General features: G+C 41.4%; 21 protein-coding genes. 11 read left to right on the forward strand and 10 right to left on the reverse strand.

The genetic code is table 11. The annotated features are described in order from the left end of the window. Positions 1-352: 352 nt before the first annotated feature. Positions 353-1,720 carry an amino acid permease gene (locus tag EKM93_RS08445; protein ID WP_125714928.1) on the reverse strand — a complete coding sequence of 456 codons (1,368 nt, stop codon included), beginning with the start codon at positions 1,718-1,720 and terminating at the stop codon, positions 353-355. Positions 1,721-2,071: 351 nt separating this feature from the next. Here EKM93_RS08445 and EKM93_RS08450 point away from each other — a divergent pair, with 351 nt between their 5' ends. Further along, positions 2,072-2,632, forward strand: a complete 561-nt coding sequence (locus EKM93_RS08450) for an NAD(P)H-dependent oxidoreductase (protein WP_125714930.1) — start codon at positions 2,072-2,074, stop codon at positions 2,630-2,632. A 66-nt stretch (positions 2,633-2,698) separates the two neighbouring features. Here the strand turns inward: EKM93_RS08450 and EKM93_RS08455 are convergent, their stop codons facing one another. Both EKM93_RS08455 and EKM93_RS08460 read right to left on the reverse strand, forming a co-directional pair. Continuing rightward, positions 2,699-5,137: a glycyl radical protein gene (locus EKM93_RS08455; RefSeq protein ID WP_125714932.1), complete on the reverse strand. Its 2,439-nt coding sequence runs from the start codon at positions 5,135-5,137 to the stop codon at positions 2,699-2,701. A gap of 53 nt (positions 5,138-5,190) precedes the next feature. Then, positions 5,191-5,985, reverse strand: coding sequence for a glycyl-radical enzyme activating protein (locus EKM93_RS08460; RefSeq protein WP_125714934.1), 795 nt, complete (start codon positions 5,983-5,985; stop codon positions 5,191-5,193). Between the two features lie 138 nt (positions 5,986-6,123). Between EKM93_RS08460 and EKM93_RS08465 the strand changes: the two genes are divergently transcribed. Further along, positions 6,124-6,882, forward strand: a complete 759-nt coding sequence (locus EKM93_RS08465; protein WP_125714936.1) for a DeoR/GlpR family DNA-binding transcription regulator — start codon at positions 6,124-6,126, stop codon at positions 6,880-6,882. Here EKM93_RS08465 and greA read toward each other — a convergent pair. Beyond that, on the reverse strand, positions 6,879-7,349 hold the full coding sequence (greA, locus tag EKM93_RS08470) for a transcription elongation factor GreA (RefSeq protein ID WP_125714938.1): 471 nt from the start codon (positions 7,347-7,349) through the stop codon (positions 6,879-6,881). The two genes, EKM93_RS08465 and greA, sit on opposite strands and share 4 nt — an antisense overlap. Positions 7,350-7,602: 253 nt before the next feature. Between greA and EKM93_RS08475 the strand changes: the two genes are divergently transcribed. Beyond that, positions 7,603-10,374, forward strand: a complete 2,772-nt coding sequence (locus EKM93_RS08475) for a cation-translocating P-type ATPase (protein ID WP_125714940.1) — start codon at positions 7,603-7,605, stop codon at positions 10,372-10,374. Between the two features lie 318 nt (positions 10,375-10,692). Beyond that, a complete protein-coding gene (locus EKM93_RS08480) occupies positions 10,693-11,205 on the forward strand; it encodes a GNAT family N-acetyltransferase (RefSeq protein WP_225423673.1) in 513 nt (170 codons plus the stop codon). A 50-nt stretch (positions 11,206-11,255) separates the two neighbouring features. Here the strand turns inward: EKM93_RS08480 and EKM93_RS08485 are convergent, their stop codons facing one another. From EKM93_RS08485 to EKM93_RS08505, 5 genes are all read right to left on the reverse strand, one after another. Beyond that, positions 11,256-12,092 carry a PfkB family carbohydrate kinase gene (locus EKM93_RS08485; protein ID WP_125714942.1) on the reverse strand — a complete coding sequence of 279 codons (837 nt, stop codon included), beginning with the start codon at positions 12,090-12,092 and terminating at the stop codon, positions 11,256-11,258. Between the two features lie 2 nt (positions 12,093-12,094). After that, positions 12,095-12,601 carry an ECF transporter S component gene (locus EKM93_RS08490; protein WP_125714944.1) on the reverse strand — a complete coding sequence of 169 codons (507 nt, stop codon included), beginning with the start codon at positions 12,599-12,601 and terminating at the stop codon, positions 12,095-12,097. A gap of 27 nt (positions 12,602-12,628) precedes the next feature. Then, the gene (locus tag EKM93_RS08495) at positions 12,629-14,131 is read right to left on the reverse strand and encodes a hypothetical protein (RefSeq protein ID WP_164507038.1); all 1,503 of its coding nucleotides are present in this window, start codon (positions 14,129-14,131) and stop codon (positions 12,629-12,631) included. 154 nt (positions 14,132-14,285) lie between these two features. Further along, positions 14,286-14,987 carry a hypothetical protein gene (locus EKM93_RS08500; protein WP_125714948.1) on the reverse strand — a complete coding sequence of 234 codons (702 nt, stop codon included), beginning with the start codon at positions 14,985-14,987 and terminating at the stop codon, positions 14,286-14,288. Between the two features lie 71 nt (positions 14,988-15,058). Continuing rightward, the gene (locus tag EKM93_RS08505; RefSeq protein WP_125714950.1) at positions 15,059-15,682 is read right to left on the reverse strand and encodes a histidine phosphatase family protein; all 624 of its coding nucleotides are present in this window, start codon (positions 15,680-15,682) and stop codon (positions 15,059-15,061) included. Positions 15,683-15,995: 313 nt separating this feature from the next. On the opposite strand from EKM93_RS08505, the gene serC reads away from it, so the two are divergent. From serC to EKM93_RS08525, 4 genes are all read left to right on the forward strand, one after another. Next, positions 15,996-17,075, forward strand: a complete 1,080-nt coding sequence (serC, locus tag EKM93_RS08510) for a 3-phosphoserine/phosphohydroxythreonine transaminase (RefSeq protein ID WP_125714952.1) — start codon at positions 15,996-15,998, stop codon at positions 17,073-17,075. 25 nt (positions 17,076-17,100) lie between these two features. Then, complete coding sequence (locus tag EKM93_RS08515) at positions 17,101-18,276, forward strand: phosphoglycerate dehydrogenase (RefSeq protein ID WP_125714954.1); 1,176 nt, start codon at positions 17,101-17,103, stop codon at positions 18,274-18,276. Positions 18,277-19,198: 922 nt separating this feature from the next. Further along, positions 19,199-19,909 (forward strand): VIT1/CCC1 transporter family protein, encoded by a 711-nt coding sequence (locus tag EKM93_RS08520; protein WP_125714955.1) that lies wholly within the window; start codon positions 19,199-19,201, stop codon positions 19,907-19,909. Positions 19,910-19,924: 15 nt separating this feature from the next. After that, entirely contained in the window at positions 19,925-20,620 is a 696-nt protein-coding gene (locus tag EKM93_RS08525) for a VIT1/CCC1 transporter family protein (RefSeq protein ID WP_225423674.1), read from the forward strand. Positions 20,621-20,694: 74 nt separating this feature from the next. Here EKM93_RS08525 and EKM93_RS08530 read toward each other — a convergent pair whose 3' ends face one another. Beyond that, a complete protein-coding gene (locus EKM93_RS08530) occupies positions 20,695-21,207 on the reverse strand; it encodes a hypothetical protein (RefSeq protein WP_125714957.1) in 513 nt (170 codons plus the stop codon). A gap of 150 nt (positions 21,208-21,357) precedes the next feature. On the opposite strand from EKM93_RS08530, the gene EKM93_RS08535 reads away from it, so the two are divergent. The 3 genes from EKM93_RS08535 (at position 21,358) to EKM93_RS08545 (ending at position 23,861) form a co-directional block, all read left to right on the forward strand. Beyond that, a complete protein-coding gene (locus tag EKM93_RS08535) occupies positions 21,358-22,005 on the forward strand; it encodes an NAD(P)H-hydrate epimerase (RefSeq protein WP_125714959.1) in 648 nt (215 codons plus the stop codon). Positions 22,006-22,069: 64 nt separating this feature from the next. After that, positions 22,070-22,411: a heavy metal-binding domain-containing protein gene (locus EKM93_RS08540; protein ID WP_125714961.1), complete on the forward strand. Its 342-nt coding sequence runs from the start codon at positions 22,070-22,072 to the stop codon at positions 22,409-22,411. 229 nt (positions 22,412-22,640) lie between these two features. Next, on the forward strand, positions 22,641-23,861 hold the full coding sequence (locus EKM93_RS08545) for a CDP-glycerol glycerophosphotransferase family protein (RefSeq protein WP_125714963.1): 1,221 nt from the start codon (positions 22,641-22,643) through the stop codon (positions 23,859-23,861). Positions 23,862-23,872 lie beyond the last annotated feature (11 nt).

A 23,872-nucleotide genomic window follows, 5' to 3' on the forward strand; every position in this document is an offset into this window, starting at 1 on the left:
GTGTTTGTTTTGGTTATAAACATTATCTTCCTGAATCCCCGAATTGGCAATCTAGGGGGTCATTTCATATTATCTCTAAACGCGTTCAAGGTCACTGACTTTTCACGCTCTAAACGCGTTCCCAAAGACTGATTTCTGCGCTTAGCTACGTCTAACTTGTAAGCGAAGCCCGCTCACGGCGTTAGCCTAGGCTATGCTCAAAATCAACTCGTCTTTGGTCACGCTCTGATTTAAACGCGTTCAAGGCCACTGACTTTTCACATAACTACAAATTACTTGTAAGCCAAGGACGGGCTTCCAGCGTAATTTTAGGTTATGCTCAAAGTCAAACCGTGCCCTTTCACGCTCTGATTTAATCAATTTCTGGTGGTTTTTTACCGTGGTACTTGCGCCAGTAGATTAAGGACATGAGGGCTAAGAAGATGACGCCGATGATGATTGAGATTCGTGTTTCTGGGTTAATGAACATAAAGATTAAGGTCATCACTAAAAAGGCGAGTGTCAGCCAATTTGAGATTGGTGATAGGGGCATTTTAAAGGGATGCTCGGCCATGATGGCTTGATGTTCTTTTCTAAAGCGCATTTGACTAATTAAAATGACAAACCAAGGGACCATCCCTGGTAGGACACTGGAACTGTACACCATGACGAAGATATTGATGGCGGCGGGATAAATAAGCGGCAATAGGGCATTTAAAACGACCCCTAACAAAATACCGATAGATGTGAAAATAACGGTATAAAAAGGTACCCCATGACGGTTTAATAATAAGAATTTCCGTGGCAGTTGGCCTTGATTGGCTAAGGTGTAACCCATTCGGCTGGCACTGTAAATACCGGAATTAGAACCGGATAAAGCGGCTGTAATTACAACAAAGTTGACGATGGAAGCGGCGGCTGTAATCCCAACTTTGGCAAAGGTTTGGACAAATGGAGAGCCAATTTGAGAAAGCTTATTCCAAGGATAGATAGTCACAATGACAAAAATAGCGCCGATGTAAAAAATTAAAATCCGGGCAACTGTCGAATGAATGGCTTTGACCAATGTTTCGCGGGGATTTTCGGCTTCACCAGCGGTAACCCCAATCAGTTCAATCCCTTGGTAAGAGGCCAATACAATCGCTAATGAGAAGACAAAACCTTTAAAGCCACCGGTGAAAAAGCCGCCGTTTTGCCAAAGATTGGCTAAACCAATGGCATGTCCATGATTCCCTAGGCCAAAGAAGATAACCCCTAAACCAGCGATAATCATTAAAACAATGGTGACAACTTTAATGAGTGAGAACCAAAATTCCAATTCCCCAAACATCTTAACGGAAATTAAATTGGCAATACATAGGAAGGTAATGGCAATTAATCCAGGGATCCAAGCGGGTAGACCTGGCCACCAGAACTCCATATAACCCCCGATGGCAATCATTTCACTCATCCCAACAATGATGAACTGGAAAATATTACTCCAAGCGGTTAAATAGCCAAAAATAGGATGAATATATTCACTGGCAAACTTCGCAAACGAGCCGGTGTCAGGGTCAACGTATAACATTTCCCCCAAGGCCCGCATGATCATATATAAGAACAGACCAGCGATGGCATAAGAGATTAGAACGGATGGGCCAGTCCATTTAATTGTGGAGCCGGACCCCATGAATAAACCAACCCCGATCGTTCCCCCTAATGCGATCATACGCATTTGTCGAGCACTTAATTTTCTCTGCATTTCTTCTTCCCCTTCAAAAAAACAGATTGTCTAGGACAATCCAATTTCAGTTTTATGCACTAATACAAGGCTCACAATTTTATTAACTTTAATATTAGAAAATCATTAAAAAAGCGATTATGTACATGAACATGTTACTCTAAAATAAGTCTCAAGGCAATGAAAAGTTCAATAGTTGATAGGGTTCGTTGGTTTTATTAAATGGATATTATAATTAGGTTTTTCACATATTCACTATTTCACTTTAAATAAGTTTTTTAATAGTCTGGAATGAGAATTTACCAAGTAATCTTGTAAGCGAATGCAATGAAAACTATAATTTAAAGTAATAAATGATGGAGGTTATTCAATATGAAAACAATTATATATACCCATCCTTGGGCAAAAAGCTTTAATCATGGTATTTTGGAAACGTTAACGACGAATTTTGCAGCCCACAAAGAGGCTTATCAAGTCATTGATTTGTACCAAGATAAGTTTAATCCCGTATTTGATAACGACGAATTAGCACAATTTAATAAAGGCACAACGCCTTATCCATTAGTAAAAGATTATCAAGCAATGTTGAAGCAGACAGATGAATTAATTATTATTTTTCCGATCTGGTGGTCAACTGTACCAGCAATTCTTAAGGGCTTCATTGATAAGGTTATGTTACCAGGGTTTGCTTATAATATTGATGATACGGGCTGGCATGGCTTGTTAACCAATATTAAGAAAACAACAGTCATTACCACATCTGAATCACCATGGTCTAAATTTACAGATTCAATTCAAGGACAATTTATTGACAGTTTGCTGCCTGAATTAGGCTTACACGCTGAACAAACAACTTGGCGGCACTTTGATGGCGTAGAGACATCAACCCCAGAAGCCAGAGCTGAATTTTTAAAAGAATTAGCTGATCTATAAAGTCGGTATATAAATAAGCACCCACTTAAGAGTCTACTTAAGTGAGTGCTTATTTTTTTTAGATTATTATAAAGCTTGTTCTGTCCGGGCAATAATATCGTCTTGAGTTTCTTTAGATAAGCCCACGAAGAAAGCGGAATAACCGGCTACACGAACGATCAAGTCACGATGCTTTTCGGGTTGTGCTTGAGCTTCTAATAGCGTTGCTTTAGAAACAATATTGTATTGAACATGGTAGCCGTGGAGCGCATTAAAGAAAGTCCGGATCAATTGAATCAGTTTTTCACAATTCTCAGGTGTTCGTAAAACTTGTGGCGACATTTTTTGATTTAATAAGACGCCACCGGTGATTTCTTTAGTGTTCAGTTTAGAAACACTCTTGAACACGGCAGTAGGGCCATCCACATCCATAGCATGTTCTGGAGAGCAGCCTTCCGCCAATGGGGTTCTGGCATGACGGCCGTCTGGCGTAGCTAGTGTACTATGGCCTTGGCCCACATTCGCGGAAATTGAAGAGGTGCCGGCATAACGCAAGCCACCAATTGGACCTCTACCATAGCGGGTATTTTTGTACTTAGCGATTTCATCAATGTAAGGGGCATAGGCGTCAACGATTAATTGATCCACAAAATCATCATCATTGCCATATTTTGGCGCCGTTAATAATAACTGGCGCACCGTTTCACCTTCTGGCCCGGCAAAATCATTTTGTAGTGCAGTCCAAAGGTCGGTAGTGCTCAGCTGCTTTTCATCAAAAACGAAGCGTTTGATAGCGGCTAAACTATCTGCCAAATTGGCAATCCCCACTTGTAGGCCGCTAATGAAATCATAAATTGCGCCGCCTTCTTTAATGGTTTTGCCCCGACCAATGCAGTCTTCAGTCAACGTGGAACAAAGAATATCTGGATAGTTCTGTTCTAGGGCTAAATCACAGCTGTTTTCAATGATGACACTTTGTCGCGTCATTTCTCGCAAGGATTTATCCCAAGCTGTGGCTAATTGTGAATAACTGGTCATATCCGTAAAGTGGCCATAATCCGGCAATAGTTTTTCACCAGATTCCGGATCCACGCCACCGTTCATAACAATTAATAAAGTTCTAGGGAAATTAATAAAGCTCATCCCGGTACACCGATACCCCCATTTACCAGGGACAGCGGTTTCAACACAGCCAATAGCACTATAATTGTACGCATCAGCTTTTTTAACCCCCCGGGCCATAAAGGACGGAATAATAATCTCATCGTTATTAAAGGCGGGCATCCCCAAACCTTCTTTAATAACCGCCACGCAGGCCTGCATAAAGTCATCACTTAAGCCTTTATGATAACGCACCGTTAAGTTAGGCTGAGGCAAATGAGCTTGGGCAATCGCATTCAAAATTAAATAAGATAAAGGATTGACCGCATCTTCACCAGTCACAGTCTGGCCACCGATGGTAATATTTTGATAAAGCGGACTGCCCGCAGAAAATTGCGTGTGGCCCCAAGACCGAACTTTATTAATGGTTAAAGTTTTTAAGCATAAATTTGTTAATAATTCCGTAGCCTGATCCGCTGTTAAGATACCAGCGGCTAAATCTCGTTCGTAAAAAGGGTTTAAATACTGATCCACCCGGCCGTAGGAAACAGAGTGGCCATTGGATTCGATTTGTAAAATGAGATGTGTTAACCAAACTGCTTGAACCGCTTCTCTAAATGTAGTAGCGGGTTCATACGGGACTTTGTGTAAAATCTCAGCCATCGTTAATAGATTTTGTTTTTCAGCTGGATCAGAACATGTTTTGGCTTGGGTTTCAGCTAATTGGGCATAACGCTTTGCAAAATCTCGAACCGCTTTAATGACAACTAAACTGGCTTCATAAAAGTAGAGTTTCTTCTGATCGTTGATATCTGTGAGCGCTAATTTTGCTTTTTCAGCTAGAACCCGGGTTTCGTACCATTTTAAACCTTTAGTGATGATATTATTATAATCCACAGCAATATGGCCGTCACCGGATGTAATGTTACCGGCAGCGCCAATAATACCTAGATCGTAAAAAAGGCGACTGGCTTTTGGAAAAGCTGCGTAACCCCGATCTTCTAAAGTGTTGTTTTTCCAGAAAGGCGCAATTTCTCGAAGCTGCGTTTTAGTGGCTTCTGTAATATAAAAGACATCTCCAGGCCGTTTTTCAAATTGGTCTAATTCGTCAATAACCCAATTCATGGAATATTCTGGAAAAATTGGGGCCCAACGATTACTTTGTGCCTGATTGCCGGCTAATAAAGTTTCAGGTTCAATGTAAATAGTCATGTTTTCCAAAATATGTGCTAAAACATGGGCCCGTAACAAATCTACTTGTTCCTGCTGATGGGCTTGGTAGGCCTGTGTCGTTAAAATCGCCCGCTGTGCATCTACATAAGGTTTGGCATCTAAAATTTTGTCCCGGTAATGCTGCATTCTAGGTGTTAGTTTACCAAAAGGGTGTTTCGGGTCAGTAGTTTTAAGTTCGACATTGGATAACATGTGAAAACCTCCTAAATTTTTGAGCGATAACTTTCGTACGAAACTATTTTAGATTACCAGCTATTAATTTTAGCGGTGACTTGATACTGTGCTAAGGTTGCTTGAAAGGCCAATAGATCTTCGCCGTGAAGTTGGGGCGTGTCTTTTAAGCGGTAGGGCCGGTCCAGCTGTTGATATTTATTTAAGCCGAATTGATGAAACGGCAGTAATTCAACCTCACTAACGCCTAATTCTTGGAAAAGTTCACCAAAATGTTTGGCGTCGTCTAGGCTGTAATTAAAGTCAGGAATGATAGGGATGCGAATCTTTAGAGGCACATTGGCCGCTAATGCTTGACGCAGATTTTTTAGAATAAGGTCATTGGTGACACCGGTACCTTGTAGGTGTACTTGAGGATTCCAGTGTTTACAGTCAAAGTACATGAGATCAAAATAAGGCATGAATGCTTTAAAAACGTCAAAAGGCGCATGACCGGTTGTCTCGCAAGCTAAGTGAATCCCTTGTCCTTTGACCGCTTGGGCTAAGGCGATGGCAAAATCCGCTTGGGCTAAAACTTCGCCGCCAGAAAAAGTAACCCCACCACCAGATTGGTCGTAAAAAGCTTTATCTTTTAAAATTTCAGTCAATACTTCGGGAACCGTTTGATAAGTACCCACCGTAATTTTTTTAGTACCAGCTGCTGCCGTCATTAATTCCGGTCGGCCGCTTTGAGATTCTGGATTGGCACACCATTGACATCGTAGGGGACAACCTTTAAAAAAGACGACGGTACGAATGCCGGGGCCATCATTTAAGCTAAATTTTTGAATGTTAAAAATTAAACCTTTTGTTGCTGTTTGGGATGTCAATGGTGATCACAACCTTTCGAACTTCGTTACCTGTAGTATAACATAAATATTTTCTTTCGCAACTAATATAGCTTTCGTTTGAAAAAATAATAATTTTAAAAATTATGCTAAACTAGACATAATTATGGAGGTTTTTCAATGAATAAACGAATTGATGATCTACTGCAAATTGTGAATCAACAGCAAAAAATAGAAGTCAACGAATTAGCCCAACAGCTTAATGTTTCTAAAGTTACGATTCGAAAGGATTTGACGGCACTAGAAAAAAAAGGCTTGTTACGACGACAGCACGGTTATGCGGTCATTAACAACCCTAATGATTTAAATTATCGTTTGGCACAAAATTATGAAGTGAAACTAAAAATCGCCCAGGCGGCAGCGGATATGGTACAGGATCAAGCGACGATCATGATTGAATCCGGCTCAACCTGTGCGCTTTTAGCGGAGGCGTTAGGCAAACAGGGGAAACATGTGACCATCATTACAATTTCATATTTTATTGCCAATTACGTTGCCCAATATACGAATTTAGATGTATTTGTGCTAGGCGGGAAATATCAGCCTGATGCGCAAGTCGTGGTGGGCCCTTTAGCTAAAGCGGTTTTGGCCAACTTCCGGGTGACCAACTTATTTATTGGTACCGATGGCTTTGATCCGACGGCTGGTTTCTTTGGCAATGACATTATGCGTACAGATACTGTTCAAGCAATGGCCGCAAATGCACAAAAACTAATTATTTTAACCGACGCCACTAAATTCACACAACCTAGTCTAGTGCATCAATTTTCACTGCCGGAAGTGGACACCGTGATTACCGACCAGAGCCTGCCGGCAGCTACAGCGGCTGTTTTGGCTAAAAATGAGGTGACTGTCGTCAAAGTAGCCGCAAATGCTTAACTTAAAAAAACATCGATAATCTTTACTTGGTAATCACCAGCTGGTGCGGTGACGGTGACAATTGCCCCGGGCCGCTGCTGTTTTAAAGCCCGGCCTAAAGGCGAAGCCAGTGTGATTTTATAGTTGGGTAAGTCAGCCTCTGGCAGGCCGACTAGATGATAAGTTTCTTGTTCGTGGTCGTCTAGAAATTCCAAGACAACATCTTTGCCAATTTCAATTTGATCATTATCGGTGGGGGTGACAATTTTGGCATAGCGCAGTTGTTTTTCCAAATAGCGCAACCGACTTTCTAAATGACGCAAATCGCGTTTGGCGGCACTGTAATCGGCATTTTCGGATAAATCACCCAATGCTCTAGCAACTTGCAGCGCTTTAATTCGGGCGGGCCGTTGTGCTTGGCACTGAAGAATTTCTTGCTGAATTTGATGGTAGCCGGCTTGAGTGATATCGTTGAAATATGGTTTCACATGAAACACCTTCCTAGATTTATAGGGAACTTTTGCTAATTAGGCCTATTATAACGGATTGAACGGGTTAGAATCTAGAAATAATGTATATAGGAAGAATTAGTTTTATGTAATAATCATCATAAGAAAAGCTTGCGTGAACTATAATTATCATGATAAACTAGAACTAACGAAATAGGAAAACCAAAAACGCGAGCCAAGCCCAGCCTAAGACGACTGAACTTTGACTGGCGTTTTTTTAAGGAGGTAACGGATGAAATTTTATACAGCAACGACAAAAGAAACCCTTAAAAACTTAAATGTTGAACGGACAATGGGGCTTAGCCATAAAGAAGCCCAGCGGCGATTGGCACAATACGGACCTAATGAATTGGCACAAGAAGCAGAAGTTTCAAAAGTAAAACTTTTCTTCAAAAGCTTTAAAGAACCGATTGTGATCGTGTTGCTCGTGGCGATCATTTTGGCGAGCTTCAGTGCCGTTTATGATTTTAAAGTGACTTTAAATACGAGTCACGCCTGGGCTTCAGTCTATGAAGCAATTGCCATTGCGGTCATTATTTTTGTGAATGCCTTCATTTCATTTTATCAGGCCAACAGCGCCCGTAAATCCTTAGCGGCGCTACAAGAAATGTCTCATCACCATATCAATACTCTAAGGGATGGCAACTGGCAGCCCGTGGATACGACACAATTGGTACCTGGAGATATCATTAATGTTAAGATGGGCGACTTTATTGAAGGAGATGTGCGCTGGCTTAAAGTTTCGGAACTGCAAGTTAACGAATCTCATCTCACCGGCGAAGCAGACGGTATTAACAAAATTACGGAAGTTTTAGCAGAAGATGCCCAATTAGGCGATCGTAAGAATATGGGTTTTTCAGGGTCCACGGTCGTTAACGGCAACGGCATCGGTGTGGTGGTAACGACGGGGATGCAGACGGAATTAGGCAAAATTGCTGATTTACTGCAAGGCTCCAAAACACAAAAGACACCGATCGAAAAAAATGTGAATGCCTTAGCTAAAAAACTGATGTTTCTGGCAGGTGGCATCATTGTATTCACGATTTTATATGACTTAATTAAAGAATATCTTGCCACGGGGACCATTGTTCTGACCAAAATTCCAGAAATCTTATCCAGCGCCATTGCTTTGGCTGTGGCGGCGATTCCAGATGCGATGCCCGTTGTTTTATCCATCGTTTTGACCATTGGCGCTACTATGTTAGCCCGCAATAATGGGCTGATCAAGTCTTTAAGTAGTGTAGAAACGCTAGGGGCAACCTCTTACATTGCTTCTGACAAAACGGGTACTTTAACTAAAAATCAGATGACGGTTGTTCGTTTCTGGGCGAACAACGCTACTTTTGCCGTTGAAGGCCGAGGTTACGATCCTTTGGGCGAAATTACACCGCTGACAAATGATGTACCTTATCAAGCCTTCTTAGAAGCGGCTGTTTTAAATAATGAAGCCGAAATCCGCCAAGATGAAACGCAAAATTGGCAGCCTTATGGTAATCCTACAGACGTTTCACTTGTTGTACTGGCGGCTAAAGCTGGGATTACAAGAAGTGCGCTGTTGGAAAAAAATGACGATCAAGACATTGATGTTATCCGGCTTTTGCCATTTGATAGCAAACGTAAAATGATGAGTGTGGTTATCGAAAAAAATGGGCAGTATCAAGTGATCACCAAAGGGGCACCGGATGTGATTTTAACAAACGCCACCGGAATTATGTTAGATAACGTGGTGAAACCCGTGGCCGAGTATCGCAAAAAATTTGATAGCAAGATTTTAGAATTTGCCAATGATGCTTTGCGGACACTAGCTGTCAGCGTCCGTCAAGTGGATAAAGCCACCGCGTTACACGGAACTGTAGCAGATTTGGAAAAAGACTTGACGATCTTAGGTATTGCCGGCATTATTGATCCACCAAGAGAAGAAGTGAAAGCTTCCGTAGCGAATTTGAATGCAGCAGGGGTTCATGTGGTCATGATTACTGGCGATCACGGGGCAACTGCCCGGGCCATTGCTTATCAATTAGGCATTGTGGACAGCAAACAAGCTAAAGTGATTGAAGGCCGCGAAATTGAAGCGATGACAGACGAAGAACTATTCCAAGTTGTACCGGACACTTATGTTTACGCGAGAGTTTCACCGGAACACAAACAACGGATCGTTAAACAGCTGCAAAAACATGAAGCAGTTGTGGCAATGACTGGGGACGGCATTAACGATGCACCGGCACTGCGGGCAGCTGATATTGGCATCGCCATGGGAATTAATGGTACGGAAGTCACAAAAGATGCTGCAGATTTAGTTTTGTTGGATGATAAATTTACAACAATTGAAAATTCAGTCCGTGCAGGGCGTCGGATTTTTGCCAATATTCGTAATTTCATTCGTCAAGAACTGATTACGAATGTCGCTGAAGTACTGTCATTAGTATTAGGGGTTATTTTAATCACTGCCCCAATTGGCAATATTAGTGAAACAACACCAACCTTAACCGCTTTGATGGTTTTATGGGTGAATATGATCAGTGATTCCTTGCCATCCTTTACTTTAGGCTACGATCGGCCGGAAGGTGACTTGATGAAACAAGGACCTCGGGATACTAAGCAGTCTATTTTAGCTGGTATGCTACCACGGATTTTTGTGCGGGGGACAGTCATGGGCTTGATGGTCTTCCTGGCATTTATCTGGGCAGCTAAACAAGGGATGCAAGTCTCTGAAGCACAGACCGTTGCCTTTTTGACCTTAGTATTTGGGCAACTATGGCACATCTTTGACGCCCGGAGCAACAAAACACTATTTTCCCGGAAACCGTTTGAAAATAGCCGATTAAATCTAGCCGTTGCCTTTGCAGCAACCAGCTCTATCCTAGTCACACTAATGCCATTCTTTAATAAAGTTATGGGCACAGCAGCTTTATCCCCAACACTTTATCTAGCCGTTATCTTCATCCCAGCCCTACCAACATTTATTCTCTCAGGGATAAAAGCTATGGCAAGTAAAAGAGCGTGAACCAACACGGGCTGATTTCGTAATATAACCTAGACTTGGTAGGTAGTCGCTGGCGACTAACAACAAGGCGTAGTTATATGTAGAAATCAGTGTTGGTGAGCGCGTTTAATCAGAGCGTGAACTAGAGCGGGAAAGCCTCGAGCACTAACCTAGGCCTGTGCCGTAGGTAGTTTTCGCTTACAAGTTAAGACAGTGTCAAAAACTAACTTTTGACACTGTCTTTTTTTGGCTTAAAACTGACATTGAAATGGGACGTGGCTAACTCAGAATAATTGCGTTATAATACTTAACATCAATTCTTGTGAGAGGATAGTTAACATGGCTAAAACAATGATTAAACCAGCTTTTATTTACCCCACAGCTGTGGATTTACCGGAGATTGTCGCAATTTATAATCAGAGTATCCCAGGACACTTAGCCACTGCAGATCTAAAACCGGTAACCGTGGCCTCTAAACAAGCCTGGTTCCAAGCCTATAATCCGGCGCAACGGCCGCTGTGGTTGATGAAAGTTGATGGACAAACAGCGGGATGGGTGGGCTTAGAAAGCTTCTATGGCCGGCCAGCTTATTACAAAACCGCCGAGATCAGTATTTATATCGCTAATGATTACCAGCATTTAGGCTTAGGGCAACAGGCATTAACTTTTGTAAGCACTGAGTTGCAGCGCCTTAATCTGGAAACGTTAGTCGCTTATATTTTTAGCCATAATAAACCGAGCCAAGCTTTGTTCCAAAAAAATGGCTTTGAACGCTGGGGCCATTTACCAGAAGTGGCCTTAATGGCTGACCAGCATCGGAGTTTGGACATCTGGGGTCGTCATTATTGTTGAATAAAAAAGGTTGCTCAAAAATTTAATTTTTGAGCAACCTTTTATTTTGATTAAAGCTGGGTTAATAGTGCACTTAACTGTAATCCGAATCGCCGTTGAATGTGACTATCGGCGGTTTGTTTCAAAGCGACATAAGTCAAATCACAGGCCCTTTTAACTGCTTGATCAAAGGGCACCTTAGCATAAAGCTGACAGGCTAGAATTGCCGCAAACGTATCGCCGCTGCCATAAAAATGACCGCTTAATTTTGGTTGCTGCAATTGCTGGAGCTGGCTGCCTTTTTGCCAAACTGTTGAAATTTGAGCTTCATAAGGAATACCGGTGATCACAATCTGCGCTTTATTATGGGTCAACAAAGTTAAATCATGAAAAATTGCTTGTAATTCGGCGGTTGTGACGGTAGTCGTTCCGGGGCGACCGGTTAAAAACTGGGCCTCCGTCAAATTTGGTGTAATAACGGTGGCCGTTTGAATTAAAGCTGACATAGCGGTGACATTAGCTGCATTAATATTAGGATATAATTTACCGCTATCACCCATAACTGGATCGATTAAAACAATCGGCAAGTTTTGTTGGCTGAGATAGGCTTCGAATAGATTGATCAATGCTTCTGAACCTAAGTAGCCCACTAGAGCACCGGATAGATTAATGTTTTGCCGTTGCCAATGGGCAAATAATTCGGGCAGCCAAGTCAATAAACTTTGACTTTCAACAGTACCAAAACCTTCTGTCTGTGCGGACAATAAAGTTGTGGGTGCTAATGCAGTAGGAATATTGGTTTTGGCGAAAATTGGTAGTGCAGCACCAAGTGAAATTCGGCCCAATGCGGATAAATCTTCGCCAATTAAAAAAGGCTGTGCTGGCTGTTGGCTCGTATCTTTTGTCATAATTAATGTGACAAGCGGGGTGCAAATTTACGGATACTGACAAATAAAGGATAAGCCACTAAACCACCGGCAATACCTTGGATGACATTCATCGGAATACTTAAGAAGCCAGCAGACCAATTATATAAAATCGTATCTGTAATGGCGTAACCAATAACCATCACAATGACACCAATCCCCATCCCGGTGAAGCGGGCAGCACGGGAATTTTTACCTTTTTCAGCCAGAAAACCGGCAATATAGCCTTCTAGTCCATGGACGATTAATGAAAAAATCATATATTGGGCATAACCAGAAATTAAATCCAGTAATAAACCACTTAAACCGCCGACGATGGCGCCTTGCTTGCGACCGTAGAGCATCGCCGCAATAAAAATACCGGCATCGCAGAGATTGATATTTCCCCGAGTCATTGGCACAGGAATTAAGAAAACCCGTGCAATAGTTACATTTAAAGCAATTAATAAAGCTAAATAAACGACTTGTGTCGTCGATAATCTTTTGGTCATGTGGTGCCCAACCCCTTTGTACAATAATTAAGATAGTTTTGGCAGTACAACTTTGAATTGTTGCTGCGTTTTTGATGTTGGCATAACAGTAGAAACACGAATATCATTCGTATATTGAATAATGGCTTTTTCGACCGTTGGTGAACTGGCTAAGACATTGTGGACGCGGATTTGGCCGTCAAATAAAGCGGCAAATGCCGGTGAGCCCAAGTCGTCTTCAGTGATTAAAGGCCAAAGTTCCAAATGACTGGCTTTCAAAGCGCTGAGTTCTGCCAGTAGCGGTTCGTTTAAACCTAGGACAACACAGCTGTCGGTCTGGAAGACTTTATGTTTTAGCCACCAAGCAATTAAGTCTTGTTCTGTGGCAAAAATATCAATCAAAATATTGGCTTCATTAAGCAGTTGAATCTGTAAGCGCCCTTGATGATCATAATCTTTGATCAGCACAATCGACCCATTATCCCGGTAGAACGTTTCGTTAGTGACAAATTGACTGTCTGTGCGGTCAATCATCTGCGTCACCGACAGCCGGCCATAAGTGTCAAAAATATCTCTTTTGATCGGCTTATCTTCCCAAAAATACGTGATCAGCCATAAGCTCTTATTATCCCGTCGCTTGATAACCATAATTTTATGACCATGGTCATCGCTGATTGTTTCCAGTGGGCCATTAACATTATGAACCCAAGTGGCCTTATCTGGAATCTGAACTTTAGTAACAGGTGGCTGAACAGCACTGGTTTGTAAGTCTTGGTATAAATTTAATAATTTCGCTTTTGGAGCAACTAATCCGGTAGTTTGATACTGCTGCCAAATTTGACTCAAGTTGGCATTATAATTTGTGGTAATAATATTTAATAAAACTTGGTTGCTAGTAAATGTTTCTTTTAGTCGGCGCAGGGCGTAACTATCCACATCAGATAAAGTTAATTTTAAGTCCGGACTTAAAATATAATAACTGGTGTTGATCAGAAAAGTTAACGGTCGAATAAACGTCTGACCATTAAAGTAAGTTGCTAACCGGGTTTGATTTTCCTGTAATAAATTCTGGTAATCTTGCAAATCTCGACGCTGTAATTCTGTATCCGGATTTGCGGCAGCCGGGATGGCAGGTTGTTGCGTGGTAGCTTTGTCTAAGTTTGCCTGTAAGCTTTGGACCACTTTGGTTAAGGCCTTATTTTCAGCCAACAGTCGTATCTTTAAAATACCAGCTTCCCGATCTAATTCTTGAACTAAGCCTTTTACCTGTTGTTCGGTTTCTGCCCGCTGAGCACTTAACTGACCTAGGCTAGCCTCGTGGGTCGGCTCTGTACGTTTGGGCGGTTCGGGTTGTGGTTCTAGATCGTGAGTTGTGGCAGTTTCTAAGTTTTCCAAAATAGAATCTAAGGCTTGCGTGTTTTGCGCAGGTGCTTGCTCGGTCGGTTCGGGACTTGTTTCTGGTTGAGCCGGCATCACTTCTGGACTGGAGGTTACAGGTACTGCTTCTGATTCAGCCAATGCTTTTTTTGAATTTTTTCGTTTAAAAACCATAATAAATCCTTCCATACGCAACGCTGAAGTTGCTAGTTTTCATTATATCTGTTTCATATACAAAATGCGAACGTTAATTGGTTAAAATGCAATAATTTACCTAAATTATACAATGACCTTAGCCGCTGTTTTCAGGAAATAATACGGTCACTGATTACATAAAATAAAGCGGTCCGGCTGGTGCAGAAATTGGCGTTAAAGTCAATCCTGGCGTGCCGTTAATAGGGGTGGCTACCGGTGGCGTAATGGGTTTAGTGGCTGCTTTAATGGCCAGTGATACTCGGGGAAACGGATGGTTACTGATGGTTAAGACATTATTCAGAACAATCGTTGCCTGGCGAACAACTGGGTAATCTTGCTGGCGTAGACTTTGTTTTAAGTTTTGATAGGCTTGATAACAGGCGGGCTGCCGCCGATTTGCTGCGGGACTATGCGCATAGCGTAATAAAACCGCAAAAGCTTGATCAAAAAGTTGGTTTTGGGCGGTGGCCATAGCTGCTGTAAAAGCTGTTTTAAAGGTAGCGATTCGTTGAGTTAAAGGGACTAGCGGTTCTGTAGCAAAGTGTGTGCATAAGCTGGTGTATTGCCGTTTCAAATTAGGATTGGCGGTTAAATAATCAGCTGCCGCATAGTCTTGACAAAGTTTTTGCGCTTGTTGCTGGGCGTTTGTCAAAGCCCGTGTCGTTTTGGCAGTATGAATCGCTTTTAGTAAGGCATCACTTAATTGGGTCTGCTGACTCAAATTTGAGCCCTTATAGCGACGCAGACATTGATAGCTATAAGCAACATTATAGTCTTGCTGTAATGCTGGTGAAAGCTTTTGATAAGCTGTTAGCGCTGCTTTGATACCGGTCATAGGCTACGCCGCCTTTCTAAAAAATTAAAAGTTCAATGTTAGATGTGATTCTCACAGGCTTCCGACTTTAGTCAGAAGTGGTTGACAGCGGCACGGTTATAATACACTAAATGCTGGGCGCCAGTTTCTGGGGTAACTAACAGTTTCGAGACACTGCAGTTGTCAGGTTCTAAAATAGTTAATCCGGTACTATGGGTGGCGTTGATCGCAAAACTACGAACGGTAAAGCCGTGGGTCACCACCACAATTTTTTGGGCAGGGTATTTTTTAGCGGTTGCTAAAGTAAAATCTAAAACCCGAGCCTCCACTTGTTCAAAAGTTTCACCAAAGGCTACGTGGGCATAACTAGGCTTTACGTCATGGATTAGAGCGTCAAAGTAATCCGGAAAACGTTGTTCCAAGTCGGCATTAAGTTGGCCGTCCCAATCACCATAAGAAATTTCTAACAGTCGAGGATCAAAGCTAAGGGGCAACTGGGCAGTTTGGTTTAAAATCTCGGCGGTTTGTTTAGTGCGGATCAGCGGTGAGGCAATTATTTGGTCAAAGCCAGTTAAATCAAGGGCTTTATGTAAATTTTGCGCTTGTTGTTTGCCTAACGCATTTAGATAAGTTTGTGGAGTATTAATGGTACCTTGTTTGATGCCGGCTAAATTTGCATCAGTTTTGCCGTGGCGGACAATGTAAAATTCAGTCATAGTTCATAACGCCTACCTTTTTCTCTAGTTTATCAAATTCTAACAAAAAAATTTGAATGTTGACACTTTTATATTTTGTTGCTAATATGTAATTAACAATTTTTTAAGGGGATTCTAATATGACAAAGCCAATTAATTTAAATACTGTCACATTTGAACAAGTTTCCTCATGGTCTTCATCAATCTGATGTAGGCCAATTTCACGTGTCCTTGGCCTTTATCGTGAGGCCGAGGGATGAGTTAATAACGTAAATTCCTAAAGCACTCACGCTTGCCGTGGGTGCTTTTTATTTTATGAATTGGAGGGTCTGTTATGACCACATATAACTTTGCCGCTGGACCAGCAGTACTGCCAAAAACCGTACTTGAACAAGTACAAAAAGAAATGTTAAATTTTAAAAATTCTAACATGAGTATCTTAGAAATTTCTCATCGTTCAGACCTATTCACAACCGTTTATCAAAGTGCCAAGCAACGGTTATTGGCATTGATGGCCTTGTCACCAGTAGATTATGATGTTTTGTTCCTACAAGGTGGCGCAACATTACAATTTACAATGCTACCTTTGAACTTAGCCACTAAGTACCATCGGGTTGCTTACTTAGATAGTGGCCATTGGTCAGCACGGGCCATTGAAGAAGCTGCGAAGTTAAAAGATTTGACGGTAGATGTTTTAACATCATCTGAAGATAATCATTACACGAATATTCCAGAATTTCCAGAAGTATTAGAAGATACTTACGATTATTTACACATTACAACCAATAATACAATTGAAGGCACAGCCTATTGGTCACTGCCCGAAACCAAGACACCGTTAGTAGCCGACATGTCTTCTAACTTTTTAGGGCAAACTTATCCATATGAAGCCTTTGATGTGATTTATGCCGGGGCTCAAAAAAACTTAGCGCCAGCGGGCTTAACAATTGTTGTTATCAAAAAAGCACTGTTGCAGCAAACCGCCGATAACCTGCCGAGCATGTTGGACTACACCGCTTTAGCCAAAAAGGACTCTGCTTTAAATACGCCGCCGGTTTTTCAAATTTATGTGGCTGATTTGGTATTACAATGGCTAGAACAACAAGGCGGTGTGGCTGCGATGACCGCGATTAATCAGCAAAAAGCAGCCTGCCTATATGACTTTTTAGACCAATCTAAACTTTTTCATACACCTGTTCAAAAAACCGCACGTTCTTTAATGAATATCCCATTTTTAACCGATGATCCCGCTGTGGATCAAGACGTCATTACAAAAGCGAGTGCCGCCGGTTTACTGAATTTAAAAGGGCACCGCTTAGTAGGCGGTCTGCGAGCAAGTTTGTATAATGCCATGTCCCTTGAAGGGGTCCAAGCCCTAGTTACTTTCTTAAAAGCTTATGAGCAGCGTCAATAACAACCAAAATAACGGAGGAAAATTAATGTATAATATTAAAACGTTTAACGCCATTGCCCCTCAAGGGTTAGCAGAATTTGCGGAAGATTATGTGATCAATGAAAGTGACACACCAGATGCCTATTTAATTCGTAGTGTAGATTTGCATGATCATAAATTACCTGAAAATCTAAAGTGTATTGCCCGCTGTGGGGCAGGATACAATAATATTCCTTTGGATAAAGCTTTGGAAAATGGCACCGTAGCCTTTAATACCCCTGGTGGTAATGCCAATGCCGTTAAGGAACTTGTGATTGCCAGTATGATTATCGCCAATCGTAATATCATTGATGCGGCGACTTGGGCTGGACAAGCGACAGCTGGTGCGGACATCACGTTGCGGACAGAACAGCAGAAAACGAAATTTAACGGCACCGAATTACTAGGCAAAAGACTCGCTGTTATCGGTTTAGGCCACGTGGGCTCTCGTGTAGCCAATGCTGGCGTGGACTTAGGCATGCGGGTAACCGGCTATGATCCTTATCTATCAGCGGATGCGGCTTGGCATATTTCGCAAAATGTAAAGCGGGCCAAAACTTTAGACGCCGCTTTGCACAATGCAGATTTTGTCACAGTTCATGTGCCTAAAAACGCTGAAACCACAGGCTTAATTGATGCTCAAGAACTGCAAGTTATGAAACCAAATGCCGTTTTATTAAACTTCTCACGATTAGGCATCGTGGCAAATCAAGATGCAGTGACCTATTTAAACAACGGTCGATTGCGTAAATATATTACAGACTTCAGTGACGATCAAATTTTGGGTCATAAAGACGTGACGATTATGCCGCACATTGGCGGGTCTACCGTTGAAGCTGAAATCAATTGCGCCCGAATTGCTGTGGCTGAAACTCAAGAATTTTTAGAAACCGGCAATATTCGTAATTCTGTGAACTTACCTAATGTACAATCACCGTTTACCAGCGCCTTTCGCTTCACATTAATCCACCAAAACGTCCCTAACATGTTAGGCCAAATCTCTACAATTATCGCCGGAGAAGGCGTTAATATTGAAAATCTAGTGAATCGAGCAAAAGATAATTACGCCTATACAATGGTAGACACTAACGACCTTAGCGCCGAACAACAATATTATTTAATTGATAAGTTGAACAACATCCCCACCGTCACACGAACACGATTAATAAAAAATAGAGCGTGAAGCCTCATGTTTTGGCTTCGCGTATAGCCTAGAATCTTGCCGGGTGTCGTTAGACACACAAGAGATTCGTAGCTATACAAGAAGACAATGAGGGTGAACGCGTTTCAAAAAACAGAGCGTGAGCCAATACGGGTGATTTCGCAATATAACCTAGACTTGGCAGACAGTCGCCAGCGACTGGCAACAAGGCGTAGTTATATGTAGAAATCAGTATTGGTGAACGCGTTTCAAGATCAGAGTGTGAACTAGAGCGGGAAAGCCTCGAGCGTAACCTAGACTTACGACATAAGCCCGGTCTTGGCTTGCGAGTAAGACGTAGTTATGTGAGAGCTTTGCTCCAGTGAACGGGTTTCAAGATCAGAGCGTGAACTAGAGCGGGAAAGCCTCGAGCGTAACCTAGACTTACGACATAAGCCCGGTCTTGGCTTGCGAGTAAGACGTAGTTATGTGAGAGCTTTGCTCCAGTGAACGGGTTTCAACCAAACTAAAGCCACCATAAGCACATAAAAACAGAGCGGCAAGCCTCCAAAAAAAGGGGACGTTGCACGCTCTGTTTTTATATAGACGTCCAAATGATAATTGATATCAATTGAATTGTATGTAAGCGCTTATTAATAGTCGTTATTAGACATTTTATCGGTAATAGGGTATTTTAAAATTCTAAATAAGTAGTGGTTTACTTAGGCTAAATTAGAAGTAAACTAGAAAAAGGTAAATTTAAAAGTTCAGTGACGAAGTTATCAATTTCGTCAAAATACCGATAACAAAGGCTAAACATGTCTATAACTTATGAAACAAAAATATTTAAAGATTAAGAGACTCAAAGAAATGTTAAAACACTATTGACCTGGTCTAGTTATGGAATTATAATAAAGCCTAGTTCCAAACAATAATTATTCTAAATTAGAACGAAGGCGAAACAATGCAGAAAGCGAAGAAATCAACCGTGGTACAAAAGAAAAAAACTTCCTTAGCGGAAAAAATTAATTTAATGCGTGCCTCGGTTATGGGGGCAAATGATGGGATTTTGTCAATTGCTGGGATTGTCATTGGGGTAGCCGGTGCCACTAGTAACAGCCATGCTATTTTTCTAGCAGGTATTTCTGGAATGCTTGCCGGCACGGTTTCGATGGCAATGGGGGAATATGTCTCGGTAAATTCTCAGCGTGATACAGAACGTCACGCCGTTCAAGAAGAAGTGCAACGTTTGGATGACCATTATGATGACGAAGTAGCCTATATTAAAGAAAAATATGTAAAGACTGGTATTCGACCAGAATTAGCCCATAAAGCAGCCGTTGAAATGATGGCCAGCAGTCCATTAGAAACGGCGGTTCGAGAACGTTACGGCTTTAACCCTAAAGAACATACTAGTGCAATCAAGGCAGCTTTGGCCTCGATGATTGCCTTTCCAACAGGCTCTATTTTACCTTTACTAGCTATTACGATGTTTCCTACGAACATTCGCGTGATTGCGACAGTGATTGCCGTCGTCTTAGCTTTGACGGTTACGGGCTATGCCGCTGCCGCCTTAGGGAATGCGAACCGGGGGAAAGCCGTTTTAAGAAATGTAATTTCAGGCCTATTGACGATGATTATCACCTACGTCATTGGGAGCTTGTTTGCCAGGTAATGGAGATGAAATTAAATGATCAATCGTAAAACTGCAAAAAAAGCGCCAGCAACAATGCAAGAACGCTCAAACACGTTAAGAGCCGGGGTTCTAGGTTCAAATGACGGCATCTTAACCGTTGTTGGGGTTCTGTTCAGTGTTGCCGTGGCAACTACTAATGAGTTTACCATCTTTATTGCCGGCCTAGCCGATCTATTAGCCTGTGCCTTTTCTATGGCCTCTGGGGAATATGCCTCAGTGAGTTCGCAAAAAGATACTGAAAAAGCCGTTGTGGCTAAAGAAGCTGAACTTTTGAAAAGTGATTATGAAGGCGAAGTGAGTGCCGTTGTTGCCTTTTATCGCGAAAAGGGTGTTTCCGAGGAGACCTCTGAAGCTATTGCCACAGATCTCATGGCGCAAAATGCATTAGCCACTGTTGTCCGGGTAAAATATGATTTAGTCTTAAATCATTACATGAGCCCATGGAATGCGGCCTTTTCTTCAATGGCGGCTGCAGCTGCCGGTGGTTTATTTCCTTTATTAGCAATGACCTTGTTGCCAAACGCCTTCAAATGGCCAGGGACAATTTTGGCGGTATCATTATCAGTTACATTAACTGGTTTTTTAAGTGCCAAGTTAGGCAATGGCCTTGTTAAAAATGCTGTTATCCGTAATGTCATTGTGGGGATTGTTACCATGGCAATTCACTATTACGTTGGGTTAGCACTTTAAAATAATTTTCTTAAAAAATAGCAACTACTAAGTTATCAAACTTTTGGTAATTTAACAGTTGCTATTTTTTAATTTTAAGATAAGGCGACTTTAGCGGTATCCGGTTTTAATAAATCGTTGAATAAGTTTAAAAACGCCTGTAACGCTGTTTTTAATTCTGGGCGTGTTTCAAAACCAGCTTCAATGGCTACTTCATGGGTTAATGTCAGATGATACTGGCCTAGAAAGTTCTTAAACCAAGGTTGCTTCAAGAACTGGCAGACAGATACATCGTAGTTCTCATAAGTTTGAGCATCTGCGCTTTTAGTGCGCTGTTGTTTAATGAAAGGCTCTAAAATTTGATTGGTGAATAATAAAGTGCCCAAGTCTGTCAAAGTATAACCTGTATCAAGATTTTTGTACAAAAATAAGGTAGTTAGTCGGCCATTAAGCGGTAACCCCAGCTGTAATTCATAATAATCCGTAATTTTAGTTTTTGTTAAAGGGGCTGCTTGATGATATAAAATATTGGTTTTAGCTTTAGGCAAAACATCGGCTAGAACTTTTGAAATTGCCAAGTAGTCTGCGGAAATTGGTTTTGCAAGCATTAAAAAACCTCCTAAAAGTGTATTTTATGGCGTCTAAATCACACTTATAGTATACCCCTTTAAAATATAAATGTTAAGCAAACCTAACTAAAAAAATTAGCTATTCCATATAAGGCAAATGTTGTATGATAGATAAAAGGGGGCAGGGTTATGACTGGAGAACAAGTATTAACTGCTGAACAAATGGCGGAATGTGATCGGCATACCATTGAAGACATTGGCCTACCATCACTTGTTTTGATGGAACGAGCCGCATTGGCAGCAACGGATGTTATTGTCAAACAAATGAGTACAAATAAGGTATTGGTTGTTTGCGGTGTCGGCAATAATGGCGGGGATGGCCTAGCGGTGGCACGCTTATTATGGCTTAAAGGTATTCCTGTGACGGTGGTGTTGATTGGTAATCCAGAAAAGGCCACTGCCCAAACAAAAACACAATTAAAAGTCTGCCAATATTATGGCATTACAATTTTAGAGGCACTACCAGAATTGGATACGTATACAACGATTGTGGATGCTATTTTTGGCATCGGTTTATCACGGTCAGTGACTGGTAAATTTGCCACGGTGATTGAACAACTAAATGCGGCTGCTGCGGGTAAATTGGCTATAGATATTGCCAGTGGTATTAGCGCGAATGCAGGGACTGTTTTAGGCACGGCCTTTAAAGCAGATGTTACCGTGACCATGGCTTATCAAAAAATAGGTCAAACTATTGCCCAGGGACCAGCGTATAATGGCGACATCATTGTCGCAGATATTGGGATCTACCAAGACGATCACTCTATTGAGGGCTAGAGGCAGGGCATTATTTAAAACTTTGGTATAATAAACTATCTTTAATAATTTGGAGGTATGCTTAATGGCAGAGTCTTATGAAACGATTTTAATTACAACAACAGAAACAATTCCAGGCCAGACTTATACTGTAATCGGTGAAGTCTTTGGTTTAACGACACAATCTAAAAATGTTTTTAGCAATATTGGTGCTGGCTTAAAAAATATTGTTGGTGGTGAAATCAAGGCCTACACGAGCATGCTCCATGAATCTCGGGATGAAGCCGTTGATCGCTTGCGGCAAGCAGCTTATGAAAAAGGCGCTGATGCTGTCGTTATGATGCGCTTTGATTCTGGCTCAATCGGTACCGATATGCAGTCCGTTGTGGCTTATGGGACCGCTGTAAAATATGACGATAGAGCTTAAGCGTGGTATATAAAAGTTTGAACTGGTAAATGTATTTTAAAAAAAGAAGCTGAGTTAAAGTTATTTTGACTCAGCTTCTTTTTTGCTAATCAAAATAAATTATTTTAATTAAATTATTTGATAAAATAAGAAAAACGGTTCATAATACAAATTAATTAGACTTATGATTTATTTAGTCGCCGATCATTGCATTTATACAGCTCTAAGCTGCAATTAGGAGTGATTAGAGATGATCTCAAATTTATTTAACCACATCCGACAGTTTATTGTTTCAATTATAAAAGAAATATATTTAATTTTGATAAAACATTTGCCTACGACTCGACAAAAACAAGCTGTTGTTGTGTATTATATGGCTTTTGCCTATAACGATGCGGGCTTAATTTTGAAGTTATTTGCTAATTTAGGCGCACAACTTGTTTTGGTCTATGCACCTAAAGCCGCGGACCAAGCCACTGAATTAGCAAATAAAGGCCTTAAGGTTGTGCCATTAAATCGAAAGAATTTTTTGTTCAAAAATGATATTTCGTATTTAAAACGGGCAGAATTGGTAGTCTGTGATGATTACTTAGCTGAAATTTCAATTTTACGACAGCAAGCTGTCATCCAAGTTTGGCATGCCAGCGGGGCCATTAAAAATTTTGGTTGGTTGGATAAAGCTAATTTAAAGCGACCCTATTTGGATCGACGGCGATTTCAGATGGTTTACGACAAGTATACGGCCGTACTCAGTGGTTCTCGGGAAATGTCTCAAATTTTCCAAACTTGTTTTAGTATTTCCAAACAAGTTATTAAAGAACTGGGATGTCTGCAAACGGACTTATATTTCCCAAGAAATAATGCGGTGATTGAGCCTAAAATTGATGTTTTATACGCCCCGACATTTAGAAAAAACTGTGACAATATGCGCAATATTATCCGCCAAGCCATTGCCGTATTTGGGCGCTATCCAAAACGGACCTTTTATATCAAACTCCATCCCGTGCTGATTAGCCAACTTGCCGCAGATCATTTTCAAATACCGCAAAATATTGTGATAACAGCTCAGCCACTTTATCAATTAATGCAGCAAAGTCGCTTATTTATTACGGATTACTCAGCCGCTGTTTTTGATTATTGTTTAATGAATCCTATGCGGCCAGTGTTGTTTTATTGTCCGGATTATCAAAAATACAGTCAAGAACCTGGCATTCAACCTTTGTTTACAGCTTGGCCACTGGGACCGGTGGCCAGCGATTCAGCTGCTTTGGACCATTGGCTGAGGCAACCGAATTTTGCGCAATACACACCAACAATTCAGCGTTATGTCATGGATTTACATGAATTTAATGATGGTCACGTAGCCGCTCGGGTATCGGTTTATATTTTAAATCAACTCAGTTTTAGAATTTACAAAAAGCATATCTTTCGTCGGTACACTCGAAAATCAGTGACACATCGGCCGGTTTGATCAAGGAGTTG

Source organism: Agrilactobacillus yilanensis, assembly GCF_003946725.1.
Classification (GTDB): domain Bacteria; phylum Bacillota; class Bacilli; order Lactobacillales; family Lactobacillaceae; genus Agrilactobacillus; species Agrilactobacillus yilanensis.